At 39.9% G+C, this 17,660-nt stretch carries 15 protein-coding genes; 6 read left to right on the forward strand and 9 right to left on the reverse strand.

The window, feature by feature from the left end:
* Positions 1 to 67: 67 nt before the first annotated feature.
* From trpA to CVS81_RS02830, 7 genes are all read right to left on the reverse strand, one after another.
* Positions 68 to 817 carry a tryptophan synthase subunit alpha gene (trpA, locus tag CVS81_RS02800; protein WP_021086085.1) on the reverse strand — a complete coding sequence of 250 codons (750 nt, stop codon included), beginning with the start codon at positions 815 to 817 and terminating at the stop codon, positions 68 to 70.
* Positions 810 to 1,991: a tryptophan synthase subunit beta gene (trpB, locus tag CVS81_RS02805; RefSeq protein ID WP_107965015.1), complete on the reverse strand. Its 1,182-nt coding sequence runs from the start codon at positions 1,989 to 1,991 to the stop codon at positions 810 to 812. The genes trpA and trpB overlap by 8 nt, the downstream gene beginning before the upstream one ends.
* Positions 1,984 to 2,595, reverse strand: coding sequence for a phosphoribosylanthranilate isomerase (locus CVS81_RS02810; protein WP_107965016.1), 612 nt, complete (start codon positions 2,593 to 2,595; stop codon positions 1,984 to 1,986). The genes trpB and CVS81_RS02810 overlap by 8 nt, the downstream gene beginning before the upstream one ends.
* Positions 2,582 to 4,198: an anthranilate phosphoribosyltransferase gene (gene trpD, locus CVS81_RS02815; RefSeq protein WP_107965017.1), complete on the reverse strand. Its 1,617-nt coding sequence runs from the start codon at positions 4,196 to 4,198 to the stop codon at positions 2,582 to 2,584. Before trpD ends, CVS81_RS02810 begins: the two co-directional genes overlap by 14 nt.
* A gap of 83 nt (positions 4,199 to 4,281) precedes the next feature.
* A complete protein-coding gene (gene recR / locus CVS81_RS02820) occupies positions 4,282 to 4,854 on the reverse strand; it encodes a recombination mediator RecR (protein ID WP_009294391.1) in 573 nt (190 codons plus the stop codon).
* Positions 4,851 to 6,107 carry an ArsS family sensor histidine kinase gene (locus CVS81_RS02825; RefSeq protein WP_107965018.1) on the reverse strand — a complete coding sequence of 419 codons (1,257 nt, stop codon included), beginning with the start codon at positions 6,105 to 6,107 and terminating at the stop codon, positions 4,851 to 4,853. Before CVS81_RS02825 ends, recR begins: the two co-directional genes overlap by 4 nt.
* Positions 6,104 to 6,775, reverse strand: coding sequence for a response regulator transcription factor (locus CVS81_RS02830; RefSeq protein ID WP_009294394.1), 672 nt, complete (start codon positions 6,773 to 6,775; stop codon positions 6,104 to 6,106). The genes CVS81_RS02825 and CVS81_RS02830 overlap by 4 nt, the downstream gene beginning before the upstream one ends.
* Before the next feature lie 123 nt (positions 6,776 to 6,898).
* Here CVS81_RS02830 and dnaJ point away from each other — a divergent pair, with 123 nt between their 5' ends.
* Positions 6,899 to 8,041, forward strand: a complete 1,143-nt coding sequence (gene dnaJ, locus CVS81_RS02835; RefSeq protein ID WP_103596171.1) for a molecular chaperone DnaJ — start codon at positions 6,899 to 6,901, stop codon at positions 8,039 to 8,041.
* Positions 8,042 to 8,703: 662 nt separating this feature from the next.
* On the opposite strand, the gene pyk is transcribed toward dnaJ, so the two are convergent.
* Positions 8,704 to 10,155: a pyruvate kinase gene (pyk, locus tag CVS81_RS02840; RefSeq protein ID WP_103615659.1), complete on the reverse strand. Its 1,452-nt coding sequence runs from the start codon at positions 10,153 to 10,155 to the stop codon at positions 8,704 to 8,706.
* Positions 10,156 to 10,247: 92 nt separating this feature from the next.
* Here pyk and CVS81_RS02845 point away from each other — a divergent pair, with 92 nt between their 5' ends.
* The 5 genes from CVS81_RS02845 to CVS81_RS02865 all read left to right on the forward strand — a co-directional run bounded on the left by CVS81_RS02845 (position 10,248) and on the right by CVS81_RS02865 (position 16,323).
* Positions 10,248 to 11,309: a TRAP transporter substrate-binding protein gene (locus CVS81_RS02845; protein WP_021089010.1), complete on the forward strand. Its 1,062-nt coding sequence runs from the start codon at positions 10,248 to 10,250 to the stop codon at positions 11,307 to 11,309.
* A gap of 115 nt (positions 11,310 to 11,424) precedes the next feature.
* Positions 11,425 to 12,189 carry a hypothetical protein gene (locus tag CVS81_RS02850; RefSeq protein WP_107965019.1) on the forward strand — a complete coding sequence of 255 codons (765 nt, stop codon included), beginning with the start codon at positions 11,425 to 11,427 and terminating at the stop codon, positions 12,187 to 12,189.
* The gene (locus CVS81_RS02855) at positions 12,190 to 12,336 is read left to right on the forward strand and encodes a diadenosine tetraphosphate hydrolase (protein WP_107965020.1); all 147 of its coding nucleotides are present in this window, start codon (positions 12,190 to 12,192) and stop codon (positions 12,334 to 12,336) included.
* A gap of 99 nt (positions 12,337 to 12,435) precedes the next feature.
* Positions 12,436 to 13,071 carry a hypothetical protein gene (locus tag CVS81_RS02860; protein WP_159070950.1) on the forward strand — a complete coding sequence of 212 codons (636 nt, stop codon included), beginning with the start codon at positions 12,436 to 12,438 and terminating at the stop codon, positions 13,069 to 13,071.
* Between the two features lie 36 nt (positions 13,072 to 13,107).
* Positions 13,108 to 16,323 (forward strand): Mbeg1-like protein, encoded by a 3,216-nt coding sequence (locus tag CVS81_RS02865; RefSeq protein WP_159070951.1) that lies wholly within the window; start codon positions 13,108 to 13,110, stop codon positions 16,321 to 16,323.
* An 8-nt stretch (positions 16,324 to 16,331) separates the two neighbouring features.
* On the opposite strand, the gene CVS81_RS02870 is transcribed toward CVS81_RS02865, so the two are convergent.
* The gene (locus CVS81_RS02870) at positions 16,332 to 17,531 is read right to left on the reverse strand and encodes a molybdopterin molybdotransferase MoeA (protein WP_107965023.1); all 1,200 of its coding nucleotides are present in this window, start codon (positions 17,529 to 17,531) and stop codon (positions 16,332 to 16,334) included.
* Positions 17,532 to 17,660 lie beyond the last annotated feature (129 nt).

Raw genomic sequence — 17,660 nt, forward strand, 5'->3', positions numbered from 1 at the left:
TAAGACTTGAAATGCGCGTTAATTATACTTTGGCTTTACTAAATTAGCTATAAATTTATTAAGCATTTTAAAAGAGTTTATCGACCTCTTTAACTAGCTCTTTTGCGCTAAATTTGGCGCAAAGCTTGACTATTTGCGTGCCTATGATCGCAGCGTCAGCATATTTTTTCACTTCACTAACATCATCTTTATTTTTGATGCCAAAGCCCACAGCCACTGGCAGATCACTCTTTTTCTTAAGCTCTAGGACTAAATTTTTTATCCTATCTTCATCGGCTCTTTTTGAACCGCTAACGCCGATAGCACCTAGCACGTAGATAAATCCTGAGCCAAATTTTAATATCTCATCCGCCCTGCCCCCAGAGGTGACACTTATAAGTGGCACAAGGCATAAATTTAGCTCCTTGCATTTTAGAGCAAACTCCTCACACTCCTCACAAGGCAGATCAGGCACGATAAAGCCGCTAACTCCCGCCTCACGTGATCTTTTTAGAAATTTATCAACGCCGTAAGCAAAGATGATGTTGTAATAAACTAAAAAAACAAGTGGCTTTGTCACTTTTGCCTTGCAGCCCTCAAGCATATCAAAGACAACGTCAGTATTTACGCCACTTTGAGCTGTTTCAAAGCTAGCTTGTGCGATAAGCTTACCATCAGCCAGCGGGTCAGAGTATGGTATGCCGATCTCAAGCAGATCAAGTGTGCTCTCATCTAAATTTTCTAAAAATTCCTTCGTTTTTTCTAAGCTTGGATAACCAGCCACGATGTAGCCGATGTTTGCCTTTTTGCCGTTAAATGCGCTTCTAACCTTATCCATAAATTTTTCCTTTTTCGTAGCCGATAACTGTGTTTATATCCTTATCGCCCCTGCCTGAGATATTTACGACGATGACGCTTTTTTTATCAAGTTTTGGGCAAAGCTTCTCCAGATACGCCACCGCATGCGCGCTCTCGATGGCTGGGATGATGCCCTCCATCTTGCTTAGAAAATACAAGGCATTTATGCACTCATCGTCGGTCACGGCCTCGTATCTTACCCTTTTGATGTCGTTTAGGTGGGCATGCTCTGGGCCGATGCCTGGGTAGTCAAGACCCGCTGAGATGCTATGCACTGGCGAGATCATGCCGTATTCATCTTGCAACACAGTCGTTTTCATGCCATGGATAATGCCGGTTTTGCCTTTGCTAAGCGTAGCTGCGTGATAAGGCGTATCTATACCAAGGCCGCCAGCTTCTATACCTACTAAATTTACGCTCTCATCATCCAAAAACGCACTAAAAATGCCAATAGCATTACTGCCGCCGCCAACGCAGGCGATGACGTAGTCGGCCTTTTTGCCGTAGCCTGCAAGCTGAGCTTTTGCCTCTGCGCCGATCACGCTTTGAAAGTCACGCACGATCTTTGGATATGGGTGCGGGCCAACGGCTGAGCCAATGACATAAAATGCACTTTCTATCTCATTTACCCACGCTTGTATGGCCGCCGTGGTAGCCTCTTTTAGCGTTTTTAAGCCATCTTCTACGCTCACCACTTTTGCGCCAAGAAGCTGCATGCGAAAGGCATTTAGCTGCTGTCTAGCCACGTCTGTAGCGCCCATATAGACATCACACTCTAAGCCCAAAAGTGCCGCTGCAGTCGCTGTTGCCACGCCGTGCTGACCAGCTCCAGTCTCAGCTAAAATTTTCCTTTTACCCATCTTTTTAGCAAGCAGCGCTTGAGCCAGCGCATTATTTATCTTATGCGCACCCGTGTGGTTTAGATCCTCTCTTTTTAGGTAAATTTCATGTCCATAGTGCTCGCTTAGGCGCTTTGCAAAAAAGAGCGGACTAGGCCTGCCAACGTAGTTTTTCAAAAGATCATCAAGCTCGTCTTTAAACTCTTTTGTCTTTGCGATGCTCTCATAAGCATTTTCTAGCTCATCAAGGGCAAACATCACCGTCTCAGGCACGAACTGCCCGCCAAATTTTCCAAAATACGCCTTACTATTCATCTTCTACCTCACCTATGATCTTTAAAATTCTCTCTATCTTTTGCGCATCTTTTATGCCGTTTTCGTCCTCGACTTTTGAGTTGATATCGACTAGATATGGCCTAAATTTGAGCGCCTCTTTTATGTTGTGCTCGCCTATGCCCCCAGCCATGCCAAATTTAAACTTAACCTCTTTTAAAATTTCCCACTTAAAGCTAGTGCCATTTCCGCCGGCATTTTCGCCCTTGCAGTCAAAAAGCGCCATGTCAAAATGCTTAAAATCAACCTCTGGCAAGCTATCTTTCACGCTAAAAACCTGCCAGATCTCAAGCCCCATATCTTTTAAATTTGCCTCTAAATTTTCACTCACCGCTCCATGCACTTGAGCCACGTCAAGACCAGCAAACTGGCAAATTTCCATTATCTCACAATCACTTTGCTCGGCAAAAACACCGACAACTTTTTTGCCCTTGCTGTGAGCAAATTTCGCTATCTGCCTAGCTAAATTTAGCTCGACCTTTCTTTTGCTTTTGGCAAATATTAGCCCGATAAAATCAACATCCAAAGCACAAACCGCACTTGCCTCATCTAGCGTTTTGATACCACAAATTTTAACTAGCGCCATTGGCCCCAGCCTTTATAAACTCTTCATAAAATTTATACGCCTTACCTGAATTTATCGCCTCTAAAACCATTTTTTTAGCCTCGTCTGGGCTCTTCGCGCCATCAGCCGCGTAGAGTGCAAACATCGCATTAAAGACCACGATGTCAAATTTCGCCCCCTGCTCCTCGCCTTTTAGCGTGCGGATCAAGGTTTTGGCATTTTCTTCAGGTGTGCCGCCCTCGATGTCGCTGTGAAGCGCTCTTTTAAAGCCAAACTGCTCTGGCGTGATGCTGTATTCAAAAATTTCGCCATTTTTTAGCTCCACAACGCTTGTTTCACTGCAAAGCGTGATCTCATCTAGTCCGTCATCGCCGCGAACGACCAAAGCGTGCTTTCTGCCAAGGATATTAAGTGTCTGGGCGTAGAGTTTTAGGACAGGCTTATGATAGACGCCAACTAGCTGATTTGTAAGGTTTAAATTTGGATTTAAAAGCGGCCCAAGCACGTTAAATACGGTTCTTATACCAAGTCTTTGACGCACCTCTCTCACCTCGCCAACTAGCGGATGGAAAAATGGTGCGTGGAAAAAGGCTAAATTTTTACTAGCTAAATTTTCACGCTGTTTTGCCAGTGATTTTTCACTTTTTACGCCTAAAATTTCAAGCACATCAGAGCTACCAGACTTGCTTGAAACTGCCTTGTTGCCGTGTTTTGCGACCTTTATACCAAGGCTTGCAAGGATAAATGCCACTGTAGTTGAGATATTTATCGTCTTAAAGCCATCGCCGCCAGTGCCGCAAAGATCGATCATAGGCGTATCATCGCGGTAAGTTTGCGAGTATTTTAGGATATTTTTTGCAAGCGCAGCGAGGCTTTTTGGATAGAGGCTCTTTTCGCTAATTAGCACCAAAAGGGCTGAAAGTTGCACGATCTCGTACTCTTTGCTGGCTATTATCTCGCAAATTTGTTCAAAGTCGCTATCATCAAGCGGGATGTTTTCTTGAAGCTTGATAAGATATGGCTTGAGTGAGCGAATTTTTGGCTCTTTTACCTCTTTTTTTGCCTTGTAATTTACAAAATTTTCAACGATCTTTTTGCCGTATTGCGTGAAGTAGCTCTCAGGGTGAAACTGGATGCCAAAGATCGGCTTATCTTTTACGCTAAGTGCCATAACTACGCCATCATCACTCACCGCATCAGCGCTTAAGCTAGCTGGGAGCTCATCGACATAGAGCGAGTGGTAGCGCATAACCTCAAAGCGCTCAGGCAGCCCTGCAAAGAGCGGCTCTTTATTTTTCACGTCGATAAATGAGGTCTTGCCGTGAAGTGGATCGTCTAGCCTTTTTATCTTTGCACCAAAACTAAGCCCTATGGCTTGGTGTCCAAGGCAAATGCCAAGCACCGGCACGCCAAGGTTGGCCTGCAAAATCTCTAAGCAAACTCCGCTATCTTTTGGGTGTTTTGGCCCTGGGCTTAGGATGATCTTACTTGGGTTTAGTTTTTTGATCTCTTCAAGCGTTATCTTGTCGTTTCTAACGCATCTAACCTCTTCATTTGTGAGCTCTTTTACGTATTGCTCGACGTTGAAGACAAAACTATCGTAGTTATCTATAAGTAAAATCAATCTCTATCCTTTTAAATTTAGCGGCGGCTACGCGGACTAAATATTATAAATTTAGGTGAGATTATAACTAAAAGAAATTTTAATTAGGCTTTTGTGCGGCTCTCGTAGGCTTTTAAGAGTGAGAGCATATCGACATTTTCTAAATTTACACCAGTTGGTACGCCTTGAGCGATCTTGCTAAATGAAATTTCACTCATGCCAAGCTTATCCTCGACGTAAAGCATGAGCGCGTCTGAATTTAGCCCTGGCGTAAAGGCAAAGACGACCTCTTTTGAGCCATTTTGCTTGATAGCACTTCTTAGTCTCTCTATGGCGTCCTCGTCGATCTCGTCAAGCACGAAGTAAAGGCCATTGTAGATGCCATTTTGCTCAAAAACCAAGATATCTTTTGGGCTTTCAACCAGCAAGATGACCTCGCTGTCCCTGCTCTCGTCGCTGCAAATGTCGCAAATTTCATTTTCGCTTAGCCCACCGCAACGCTCACAGCGTTTGATAAACCTCACCGCGTCTTCTATATTTTGCGCGAGCCTTAGCCCTGCAAAACTATCTTGCATGCAGACAAAGTAGGCAAATCTCGCGGCTGATTTTTTACCGACACCTGGCAGCTTAGCAAATGACTCAGTTAGCTCGTTAAATTTCTCTAAGCCCCTTTTCATGCGCGTTTTGCCTTTGCTCGAAGTAAAATTTTAAAGACGTGATAGCCGTCTTCATAGTCATAAATTAGTTCAAATTTTTGCATCTGGCAAATTTGCTCGATGATGTAAAGTCCAAGCCCCATGCCGCTTCCTGCACTCACCTTGTCGCCCCTAACAAAGGCTTGTTTGTAGTAGTCGATAGGGTGATTTAGCTTTTTGCCTAAATTTTTAACCGCTATAAATTCGCTATCGCAGATCAAGATGGCTTTCTTGTCCTCTGCGTATTTTAGGGCGTTATCTATCAAATTTTTAATCGCCAAACTAAAAAGCTGAAAATCCACTCTTAATAAGACGTCATCTCTGATGTCACAGCTCACTCGCTCTTCAAATTTATCAAGCATAAGCATATCTTGCACCTGCTCTAAAATGAGCGAGAAATGGCACTCTTGATAGTTTAGCGCGTAGCTTTTTGAAAGAAGCTGCTCGACCTTACTAAATTCATTTATAAGCATCTCGAGGCGCTCAAAAACGTTTATGAGCCTCATCTTTTGAGTGTCGTTTGCCACCATCTCAGAGACGATCCTACCCTTGCCTATAGGCGTCTTTAGCTCATGCATGATCGCACGTAAAAATAGCTGCCTTGAGCGAATGAGCTCTCTGATCTTGCAAACGGCGTTGTCAAATTCAACTGCGACCTGCCCGATCTCATCTTGCTCGTTTTCATTTAGCCTAGCAGTCATCGCCATCTCCATGTTTCCGCTGGCAAATTTTCTGATATCTTTGCTAAGTCTTCTAAGCGGCAAAAGGCTTCTAAGCACCGAGACATAAAGCGAGATAAGCAGAGCCGAGATGATCAAAAATGCCACCCAAAGCGGATCATTTACGTGTCTTGCGTCGTTACTCTCAAGTAGCAGCATGAAAGATGGATTTTTAATAAGCAGATACAAATCGCCTTTGTAATTAACCGACTGCATCATGCCAAGGGGCGTGTGCTGCGTAAAAATGGCGTTTCCGCTTGTAGTAACTGAGGTGGCTAAATTTTTATTGCCGACATATTCTAGGTTGAAATTTTTAAAGTAGTGCTCTAAATCTCTTGGGGGATTGCCACGCTCGTAAAGCGCCACAAGATAGTTCATAGCGCTTATTTGCTTATCTTTTAGCTTCTCAAGCGCACTTTCTTGCTGAATGTTTGCAAATGTTACAAAGAGCAAGCACATCAGCGAGAAAGCGATGGCAAAGATGATAGTTATCTTGGTGGTTATGGAGTATTTCATCCGATAAGCTTATATCCTATGCCTCTAACTGAAAATATATGTTTTGGCGCTTTTGAGCTGTCGCCGATCTTTGTTCTAAGGCGTCCGATGATGACATCTAGGCTCTTTGAATCCTTATCTTTTAGGCTCTTGCAGTTATAAACTAGCTGCTCACGTGATACTGAAAAGCTGTGCTGTTTGATGAGATAGGTTAAAATTTCATACTCAGCTGGTGTAAGAGCAAGGGCTTCATTATTAAAGTAAATTTCATGACGCTTGTCGTCTATCCTAAATGCGCTATCAACGACCTCTTCTTGAACTTCGTTTGTCTTTTTATATCTTCTTATAAGACTTGTGATACGAGCATACATCTCCTTTGGATCGTATGGTTTTGGTAAATAATCATCCGCTCCAAGCTGAAGTCCAACAACCTTGTCACTGATGTCACTGCGAGCTGAGCTTATGATGATAGGGATGTCGTATTTTTGGCGGATTTCTTTACAAACCTCAAGACCATCAATGCCAGGTAATGTAAGGTCAAGTATGAGCAGGTCGTAGTTTTTTATCCCTGCGCTTAGCCCTAGATATGGGTCTTCAAAGTTAGTCACTTTTATATTAAAACTATCAAGATATTCAGATAAAATTTGTGCAAATTCTGGATCGTCTTCTATCATTAAAACGTTAATCATAAATCATCCTTTTCATTGAAAAATAGTAGAGATTATACGGCAAAAATGTAAATTTTTTTTTAAATTTAAACTTTTTTGGATAAAATCTCACATTTAAAATAAGCTTAATAAACAAGGAAAAATGTGGAGTTTGATTATTACGAGATCCTTGAAATTTCAAGAAATGCAAGTGGCGACGAGATAAAAAAAGCCTTTAGAAAGCTCGCTTTAAAATACCACCCAGACAGAAATGCTGGCGACAAAGAGGCTGAGCAGAAATTTAAACAGATAAACGAAGCCTATCAGGTCTTAAGCGATGAGCAAAAGCGCTCAATATACGACAGATACGGCAAAGAAGGGCTTGAGGGTAGATTTGGCAGTGGCGGTGGCTTTAGCGCTGATTTTGACCTTTCAGACATTTTTGACTCGTTTTTTGGTGGCGGTTTTGGCGGTGGCTCTAGACAGAGAAAAAGACGAAGCGAAAAATACTCAGCCGACCTTGAAATTCCTATAAATTTAGAGTTTAACGAAGCTGTTTTTGGCTGCGAAAAAGAGATCAAATTTGATCAAAAAGTGCCTTGCCCAACATGCAACGCAACAGGCAGTAAAGATGGCAAAAACAAAACTTGCCAGCACTGCGGCGGAAGCGGCAGGATCACACGTGGAAATGGCTTTATGAATATCGTTCAAGAGTGCCCATACTGCCACGGATCTGGCGAAGTGATAAGCGAGCCATGTCCTGACTGCAACGCAAAAGCCTATAAAATCCAGCAACAAAGCGTCAAGATCACGATCCCAGAGGGCGTTGATAGTGGCATGAGGATGAGGGTCGCTGGCAAAGGCAACATCGGTGCAAACGGCGTTCAAGGCGATCTTTACGTGAGCATAAATGTAAAAGAGGACAAGCATTTCATCCGCCACAATGACGATGTTTATATAGAAATACCAGTATTTTTTACCCAAGCTGTTCTTGGCGAGAGCATAAAAATCCCAACACTTCGCGGTGAAGCCGAGCTAAAACTGCCAGTTGGCGCGAAAGATAAGCAGCAATTTATCTTTGAAAATGAGGGCATCAAGGGCGTAAATTCACGCAAAAAAGGCAGACTTGTAGCTCAAATTTCTATCCAAACGCCTGACAAACTAAGCGACGAGCAAAAAGAGCTTTTAAACAAGCTTCAAGCTAGCTTTGGCATAGTTTCAGGCAAGTCAAGCACCGATGAGAGCGTCTTTGATAAGATAAAAAGCTGGTTTAAAGGCGACGAGCCAAAAGGCAAAAAGAAAAAATAAATTTAAATTTGTGACGCTAAATTTGGCGTCACAAATTCTTTAAAATAAATTTTATATATCCTAATTTTTACAAGTAAATTTCACACAAATTTTAAAATTTATGAGCGAACATATCACGCTTCTAAATTTAGTGGTGAATAGTTATGAGCCCTAAATTTAGTAAGTTGCTAAGGCGAGCGAGTAAAGTTTTAAAATTTGCAAAGCAGTCTAATCAAATTTAGATGTTTGCTTCTTTGTTAAGGGGGAAGAGGCTTGAATTACGAAGTCGCTCCCTTCCCCCTTAACAATACCCCAACCCCTACGACGTTCAAGGTGCATGCAATGGTGCTGAAGCACTGTATGCGGTTTGCTTCTAAGAAATTTCTAACAAATTTTAAAATTTCATGAACGAGTAATTTCGGCTCTAAAATTTGAGCTAAGCTGTAGGCGAAGCCAAATTTTAGTAGTCAATTCTTGCGAGTGAGTGGAATTTTAAAATTTACAAAAAAGTAGTAGTTTTATTTTAAAGCACATAGTTTAAATTTCAAATTTAGATCCGACATATCACGCTTTTAAATTTAGTGGCAAAAATGTAGAAATATAAATTAAGGCGATTGCATAAAAGCGTATAAATTTAAAAGAAATTTTAGTGCCCAAAATATCAGGCACTAAAATCCATAAATTTACTCAGTTGCAAGGTCTAAGTAATAATCAAGCTGGTCGCGTCTGATGATACGTATGAGGTTTGTGCTGCCCTCTACACCTGTTGGGTGGCCAGCTGTGACGAGATAGGTCTTGTCATGCTCGACATATCCAGCGTCGTAAGCCTTTTTGATGACATTTGCGAGAAGGACATTTAGCTTTGTCTTTTCAAGCACGAGCGCTGGCGTCACGCCCCAAGCAAGAGTCAGCATGTGAGCCGTCTGCTCGTCGTGCGCGATAGCGATGATATCGATGTTTGTGCGATTTCTAGCTAGTTTTATGGCTGATTTGCCTGAGCCTGTGATAGAGAGTATCGCATTTGCCTTGATGCGAACAGCTAGCGAAGCTGCGCTATTTGCGACCATGTCAGTCTCGTCAAAAAAGTCAAATTCGTCAAATTTATTGTATGGATAGATGCTTTGCGTTTGGATGATCGTTTTGCTCATCGCCTCTACGACTGCGACTGGGTTTTTGCCGATCGCGCTCTCCTCGCTTAACATAACCGCATCAGTGCCGTCTAGCACGGCGTTTGCCACGTCGCTGATCTCCGCTCTTGTAGCAGTTTCATGCTCAGCCATGCTTAGCATCATCTGAGTTGCTGTGATGACTGGCTTGCTGGCTGCATTTGCCTTTTTGATGATGAGCTTTTGTATCGTTGGCACCCTGTAAAATGGCACTTCTATGCCAAGATCGCCACGAGCTACCATGATACCGTCGCTCTTTGCGATGATGTCGTCTATGTTTTCGACCGCGTCAAATTTCTCGATCTTAGACAAGATAGCCGCTTTGGAGCCAAATTCTTTTAAGATATTTCTTGCTTTTATCACGTCATTTGCGTCTTGCACGAAGCTAATGGCGACAAAATTTACGCCCTGCTTTGCGCCAAATTCCATATCTTCTTTATCTTTTGGCGTGATGATGTCGATGCCAAGGGCGGTGTTTGGGAAATTTACACCTTTGTTTGAGTTTAAAATCCCGTCATTTTCGATGATCGTTTTTACCACATCTTTGCCCTCGCCCGTAACTCTTGCTCTGATCGAGCCATCATAGAGATAGACGTACTCGCCAGCCTTTAGCATAGGTAAAATTTGAGGCTGATTTAGGCTCACTCTATAAACGCCCTTTTCGATCTTCTCGCCCACGATATCCTCTGCGTAGATGCTAAGCTCGTCGCCAGCTTTTAAGTAAAATGGCTCGCTAAGCTTGCCAACTCTGATCTTTGGACCGCAGATATCTTGCAAGATGCCTATGCGTTTGTTTAGTCTTTTTTCGATGTTTCTTATCTTATCGATGTTTGATTTGTGGTATTCGTGTGTTCCGTGGCTAAAATTTAAACGAAAGACATTAACACCTGCTTTAACCATCGCCTCCATCGTCTCTTCGTTGTCACTTGCTGGCCCTAAAGTCGCTACAATTTTCGTCTTTTTTATCATTTTTATGCCCTGTAATTTGATTTTTGCGATTATAACACAATTTAATAATGTAAATTTTTTGTATAATATGCAAAATTTTTAAAGGAGAGAGTATGAATAAATTTTTATTAGCATCTCTTGGTCTAGCAGCTCTTGCTTGCGCTGCCATGGGAGATGACAAAGTCTATAAGCTCAAGCTTGCAACCTCGTGGGAGAGCACTATGCCAGTGCTTGGTGACGTGCCAAAAGAGCTAAAAGAGAAGGTCGAAAAGATGAGTAACGGCCGCATCGAGATCAGGATCGACTACCCATCAAAGCACAAGTCACCTTTCGCGATGCTTGACTTTGCAAAGAGCGGTCAGTACGACATCGGCTACACAGCTAGCTACTACTACAAAGGCAAAGACCCTAAGACTATGTTTTTTACAGCGACACCATTTATGATGAATACCGACGAGCAAACAGCTTGGTATGAATTTGGCGGCGGTAAAGAGCTAGAGGCGAAAGTTTTTGACCCATATAACATCAAAATTTTTAGAGCTGGTAACACTGGCATGCAAATGGGCGGCTGGTTTAAAAAAGAGATCAAGTCAGTTGATGATATCAAAGGCTTAAAGATTAGAATTCCGGGCTTTGGCGGTGAAATTTACGCTAAACTTGGCGCAAACATCAACACTATCCCAACTGGCGAGCTTTACATGGCGCTTGAGATGGGCACGATCGATGCAGTCGAGTGGGTTAGCCCAGCTTATGACATGGCACTTGGCTTTCACAAAGTGGCAAAATACTACTACACAGGCTGGCAAGAGCCAGATGGCGAAACTCAGTTTTTCTTCAACAAAAATGCGTATGAAAAACTTCCAGATGATCTAAAAGCTATCTTTGAAGCGGCTGCTGCTGAAGTAGCAAGAGATGTAAATACTAAGGTATTTTACGCAAACGTAGAGTACTGGGACAAGATGAAGGCTGAGTACCCAGACATCCAAGTAAAGTCTTTCCCACCAGAGGTCATCGCAGCTCTTAAAAAGGCTACAAACGAGCTACTTGATGAAGAGAGCGCAAAAGATCCGCTATTTAAAGAGATCGTCGAGTCTCAAAGAGCTTTCCTCAAAAAAGCAAGAGAGTGGACTAAAATTTCTGACTACGCTTACATCAAAACAAACGAAGAGAAATAATCACAGCAGGGAGCTCTCCCTGCTTTTTAAAATTTAAAACCACCACAAAAACTAATCACAATAAGACTTTAAAGCAAAAGATAAGACAATAATGAAAATTTCATAGGAAAAAGAGATGAAAAAAGTCAAATTTATAGTTTTTATCTGCTTGTTTATACTGCTACCACTTGCTTATTTTAATGGCTTTATAAGAATTTCTGATCTGACTAGCGAACAAGAGAGCATTGCTAAAAAATATGGTGGTGTTTATGTATTTGATGAGAGGCTAGAGAAGGAGATAGATAAGAGAGAAGAAGAGATAAAAGAGTTAAGAGATTGTTATGCCACCAAAACAACAAAAGAGTGTGAGCTTGTCGTTAAAAAGCAGGTTAGCACTAATGGATATTTTTTAAACAAAGTTTGGAACAATAATAAAGAAAAATTTAGACAAAGATATAACACTGAGATCGATAGTGAAGCACAAGATAAATTTATAAAAGATACTGCAAATCAACAATCAACACCTATTCAGACATTATCTAATGGAAAAAAATATTATGTAACCACAAGAGACTACGGAAATGATTTTAAGAAACAAGCTTGGATGCCTAGAGAATACTCTGAAAAAATAAACGAATTTATTGGAAAAGAAAATTTAGAAAAGATTAAACCAAGTAAGCTTTTATCTTATTTTTATGCAGATAATGAAAATGGCGATATAGTGCCTATTGTTGTATCTGTATATTACAATGTGCCAACAATAGTATTTGGACTATATGGGGACGAGGCAAGTGGGATAAAATTTTCTAAAACAATAATAAATGATGTAGGTGGAGATGATTACTTTTACCTAATAGACAACAAATTTCAAAAAATCAGCAATAAAGATAAGGACAAATAAATGAATACTCTTAAAAATTTAACTAACAAAGAAATGGTAAATAAGATAAAAGACTATGCTGATATAGCCGATGTTGCTTATGCTTTTTTTGAATACATAGATGAGAATGAAATTTGGAGTGTGTCTGATAAATTTTATAATCAATAAACCTCAACTAAGCATAATAAATTAATAATATTATAAATATATTCACAATAAGATTATAAGAAATTTCTATCTTGTATAGTTTTAAATTTAAAAGGATTTATGATGAAAAAAGTCAAATTTATAGTTTTTATCTGCTTATTTATACTGCTACCACTTGCTTATTTTAATGGCTTCATAAGAATTTCTGATCTAACTAGCGAACAAGAGAGCATAGCTAAAAAGTATGGTGGTGTTTATGTGTTTGATGAGAAGTTAGAGAAGGAGATAGACAAGAGGGAAGAAGAGAGACGAATAATGACAAAAGGCTTAAGTGGTAAAAAATTAGCCGAAAATCGTTATGCAGTTGATATGACGCCAGTTAATGAAAAATTACCTAGAGTTTTATCTAATGGAAAAAGATACTACTCAAGAAAAGACAATATAAAAATAGATAACTACAAAATTTTGAATAACTATGAAGAAAAACTAAAAGAATTTATGGGTAAAGATTACGATAAATATGAAAACTATCTAAGCATAAATTTGGGATATTTCTATATAGACAACGACACCATTATACCTATAAGCATAGGAGTTTCTACACTTTATACAGAAGTTACATTTGGGGTATATGGCGATGAAGCAAGTGGGATAAAATTTACCAAAGAAAGCACTCAAAGACTAATTGGAGATAATAAATTTTATCTAACAGACAATAAATTTGAAAAAGTCAGCACATCAGATAAGGACAAATAAATGAACACTCTTAAAAATTTAACAAATAAAGAAATGGTGAATAAAATAAAGGACTATGCTGATATAGCTGATGTAAGTTATGCCTTTTTTGAGTATATAGACGAAAATGAAATTTGGAGTTTTTCGGATAAATTTTATAATGAGAAAATTTTAAAGACGCCAAATCCTAGATGGGATTATGCTGATAATGTAAATTATGGTCACACTTTAGAATTTGACATTAAAGATGAGAATGGAAATACTATAAAAGCCGCTGGCACTCCTACCGCTTACGCTCTTTGTGTTGAAGCTAGGTTTATGCAGGATTTAAAAATATTTAAACCGAGCGAACTCAAAAAACCAAACCCTAAACCACAAAAAATAAACAACAGTATCCACTCATTTATAGATGTTGATGAAACAACCAAAGAACAAATGTTGTTTTACACAATAGACAATCTCTCCAAACGTACCAAAAATTTCACATCAAGGTTTAGACTTCTCAAACATCAAAAAAATGATGATGAAGGTTTTAGTGCCACACTTTTTGAAGATACCAAAGACAATAATAAAAGAATACTAGCTTTTAGAGGCACTGAAATAACTCCGGAGGACTTAAACGCAGACGTTCAGCTAACAACTAACGATATACCAGATCAAGCAACATCTTTAATATATTTTTTTATGGATAATGTTATACCTATATTAAAAGAAGGTGAAAAGATAAATATATGCGGTCATAGCCTTGGCGGATACTTAACTCAGGTGTGTGCTTTTACTTTTGCTGAATATATAGATGAAATTTATACATTTAACTCGCCTGGGCTATTAAGTGATCTTATGTTAAAAGTCAAGATGACATCAAGGATAAAAAATATAAATAATGTTCTAACGTCTTCTTATGATGAGATGGCAAGATCTTATAAGATCATACATAAAACCAAATATCTTAACATGGCTAGAGCTCGCTCAGACTATAAGGTAAATCTTAGTTACCAAAAAATACTCAACACAAATATATTCTTAGCAAACCAAGACCACACCTACCTACCAGCACCTTTAAATGTTAATAACATATATCACATGAAAACAGACAACGATAGCCTAGCCTTTAACAATAAACTCTATGAAAACGCTATACAAGACCTTGGAGTTGATATAAATGGCAATGAAGTGCTTATAAATATAGGCAACGTAGATGCGATACTAAAAACAGATATAAGTATAAGCTCGCACTTTCTTACCTATACGGCTACTACACTATACTTTTTCTCATATCTTTTAAATGAAAAAGATAATGACGAAAAGACAAACAATGTGAGCTTAAAAGGCACGTTTCTATACCTAAATGACTTTATGGAGCAAAACTATAAGCTTATATTTGATCTTGATACAAATTTATCTTTAGCATATAAAAGTGAGACATCATATCCAGATAATAAAACCACACTTCCACCTCTTTTATATAACAAAAACAAAAATTGGATGTTGCTTATACTAATAAATAACATAAAACACGACTTCAAGATATTAAATCACAATTTAGAAGACGAGCAAGAAGCTTTAATAATAGAAGATATATTTAAGCTTAGTGACGAGAAGCGATATACAAATATAATAAGCAAAGATGAAGTTGAGAAATTTAAAGAAGGTGGATGTGAAACTATAGAAGATCAAAGGGCTATGCATAAGTGTAGGACATACAAGGTAGTAGATGAGAGCTCTAGTGATATCACTAGCACCAAGGCTGAAGCTAGCAAGCTCTATACCTATGCGTCAAATTTCACAAGATCACTTTCATCACAAGATAACAAAGCATATTTTATGAAAAAATCAGAACAGACCTACTCTCTTTTATTTGATAATAGCATAGGCAGTGGCTCTATAAATTTATATGACGTAAAAGATAGAGGCGAGATAAAATTTGGCTTTTTATCAGCTAGCTCTAGCGTATATGTGGATAAGGATAAAGAGAGTTTAGCCATATTTACAAAAGATAAAGACATAGTGGATATTGAGAGACTATATGAGAAGATAAGAGATAAATTTGGCGTGGAAAACCCAGAAAACTACAAGGTCGATCTCTTCTTAAACGCCACACTTCTAAAAGGTGCAAACGAAGCTAAAGACTATAAATTTGGCTTTACAAATTTCAAAGATGAAAAAGAGCACGATCTCTTTGAAAACAAAGAAGATCAAAAGCCATTTTACTACTTTAGCCCAAGGGATGATGAAAGCTCTAAAGGCTCGCTTGATATCACAAATAAAAACACTAGCATAAGAGTGCTTGGCTATGATATAGAGAGGGGTAGCTTAGATGTAAAGCTAAAAAGAGCTAACAGTGATGAGAAAAAAGAGAAGCAAGCACAAGATAGAGAGGCGGTAAATCATCAAAGCATGCCTCTTGGTGCGGTAGCTACAAATTTCACCGCTCACCCAGTCATAGAAGACGACATCATCACTTGCCCGCATGGTGGCCAAGTAGTGCTAAAAAGCAAAGCTGGCAGGAGTATCACATCTAATGGCATACCGCTCATACTAGGTCAAGACTTCTTAGGCTCGCCGATAGTTGGCTGCTCGGCAAATTCGCCATGCACCTGCGTAGCACACGTACCAAAGAGCGCACTAAGTGCTAAAAGAGTAAATGACAACCACGCTCTTATGCAAGACCTAGTTCATCACTGCTTAAGCGATAAAGGCTGCACGCTATCAGTGGCTAAAAAGTCAAATTTACTTACATTTGAGGGGGTAAAATACGTTGATGCAAACGGCAACGAAGTAGCGCCAAAAGATGTGCAGATCACGCAAAACCCAAGGCTAAGGTTTTTCATGAAAAGTGCCGCATCACAAAGAGATAACATGCACGTCGCCATATACTCCATAAACGGCACCGAGTACAAAGAGCCAAACGGAGCTGACGAGATCGTGCTAAAAGAGAGCGACGCAAGAGACGTTAGCGACAAGGCACTTTTAAAGCTATTTAATGAAAACTTTAAGACTACCAGCCAAAGAAAATATGAATTTAAAGAGTACTCGCTAAAGTATGGCGCAGATGTTTTTAGGCTAAATTTCATAAAGCCAGAGTATAAGAGCAAGCACGGCATAAACGGCTACTATGAAAGACTTAGCGAATACGAAAACGACGTTAGAAATTTGATCTTTCTAACGCCAAATCAAACAAAAGATATCACTATAAAAATAGCCAAAGGGCTAGACGCTAAGATAGAAAAAGACGCCGAGATAACCGACGTCGTAGTGCTTCAAGGGCTATAAATTTACCCTTAGCAAGGCATCTTTAAAACTTCTACCACTTCACCTTTTGCGATAAATTCTGTCTCTTTTGGGATGATAAGCAGTGCAGCTTCGTTTGTTAGGTTATTTACGATCGCTGAGCTGCCTAGCTTTTTACCGTTTAAATTTACAAAGATCTTGCCATCTCTGTTTTCTAAATTTACCGCTGTAAATTCCAAAAATGGCGAGCGTTTTTTGTAGTCTTCGTCCATTATCGCCGTGATCTTTGGCTCTTCTTGACTAAACCAAGTGTTTATAAGCACTCTTACATAAAGCACGCACATAACCATCGCCGAATACGGAAATCCCGGCAGCGCAAAGATGTATTTATCGCCTGATTTTGCCACTCTGATGTGGCGGCCTGGTTTTATCGCAGCGCCTTCGATGATGAGCTTAAAGTTTTCATTTAAAGCGCCCTTTACAAAGTCATAGTCTCCCATGCTGATACCACCAGTCGTCACCAAGATATCGGCTGATTTTAGTGCATTTATGATCGCTTTTTCAACAAGCTCGGCCTTATCTCTTACGATCTCACAAAGGATCGGCTCCGCGCCCATTTTACGTATCTGCATAGCGATACCTACGTGGTTTGAGCTGTGAATTTGCGCTGGACTATCAAGAGGCTCGCCAAGGTCTTTTATCTCGCTACCAGTTGCAAGTATCGCCACTCTTGGGCGGATGAAGACGCTTACGTGAAAGACGCCAAGCTCGGCAAGAAGCGCGATCTCAGCGTAAGTTAGACGTGTGCCTTTTTTTATTAAAATTTCGCCTTTTTTATAGCTCTCACCCACTGCTCGCACGGCAAAACCCTTTGGCACGCTCTTTTTGATGATTATTTTTGAGCCGCTTACCTCGACATTTTCAACTGGCACAAGAGTATCAGTACCTTCGCTCATTAGCGAGCCGGTGAAGGTTTTGACGCATTTGCTGCCCTCTACATGTAGCCCTTTGTCACTACCTGCTGGCAGATCGGTGATGAGCTCAAGCTCGTTTAGGCCATCTTTAAAGGCAAAAGCGTAGCCATCCATCGCCGAAACTGGCTTTGCTGGATAGTTCTCCGTAGCTTTCACATCGTAGGCGATATTTCTATCAAGCGCATCTGTAATGGCTACTTTTTCGACCTTTTCCCACGCATTTATTGTATCTTTTAGAATTTTCAGGCTATCTGCATAGCTCATAAAATCTTTCATTATTTGTCCTTTTTATGAAATTTTTGCATATTTTAGCCACTTCTGTTTTACAAAAAATTAATCTTTGTTTTATTTAATGATTATTAAAATGTCGTTTAAGAAACCAGTCTGGTTTTACCCTTACACAGG

Source organism: Campylobacter concisus (assembly GCF_003049065.1).
In the GTDB taxonomy this organism is placed as follows: domain Bacteria; phylum Campylobacterota; class Campylobacteria; order Campylobacterales; family Campylobacteraceae; genus Campylobacter_A; species Campylobacter_A concisus_BE.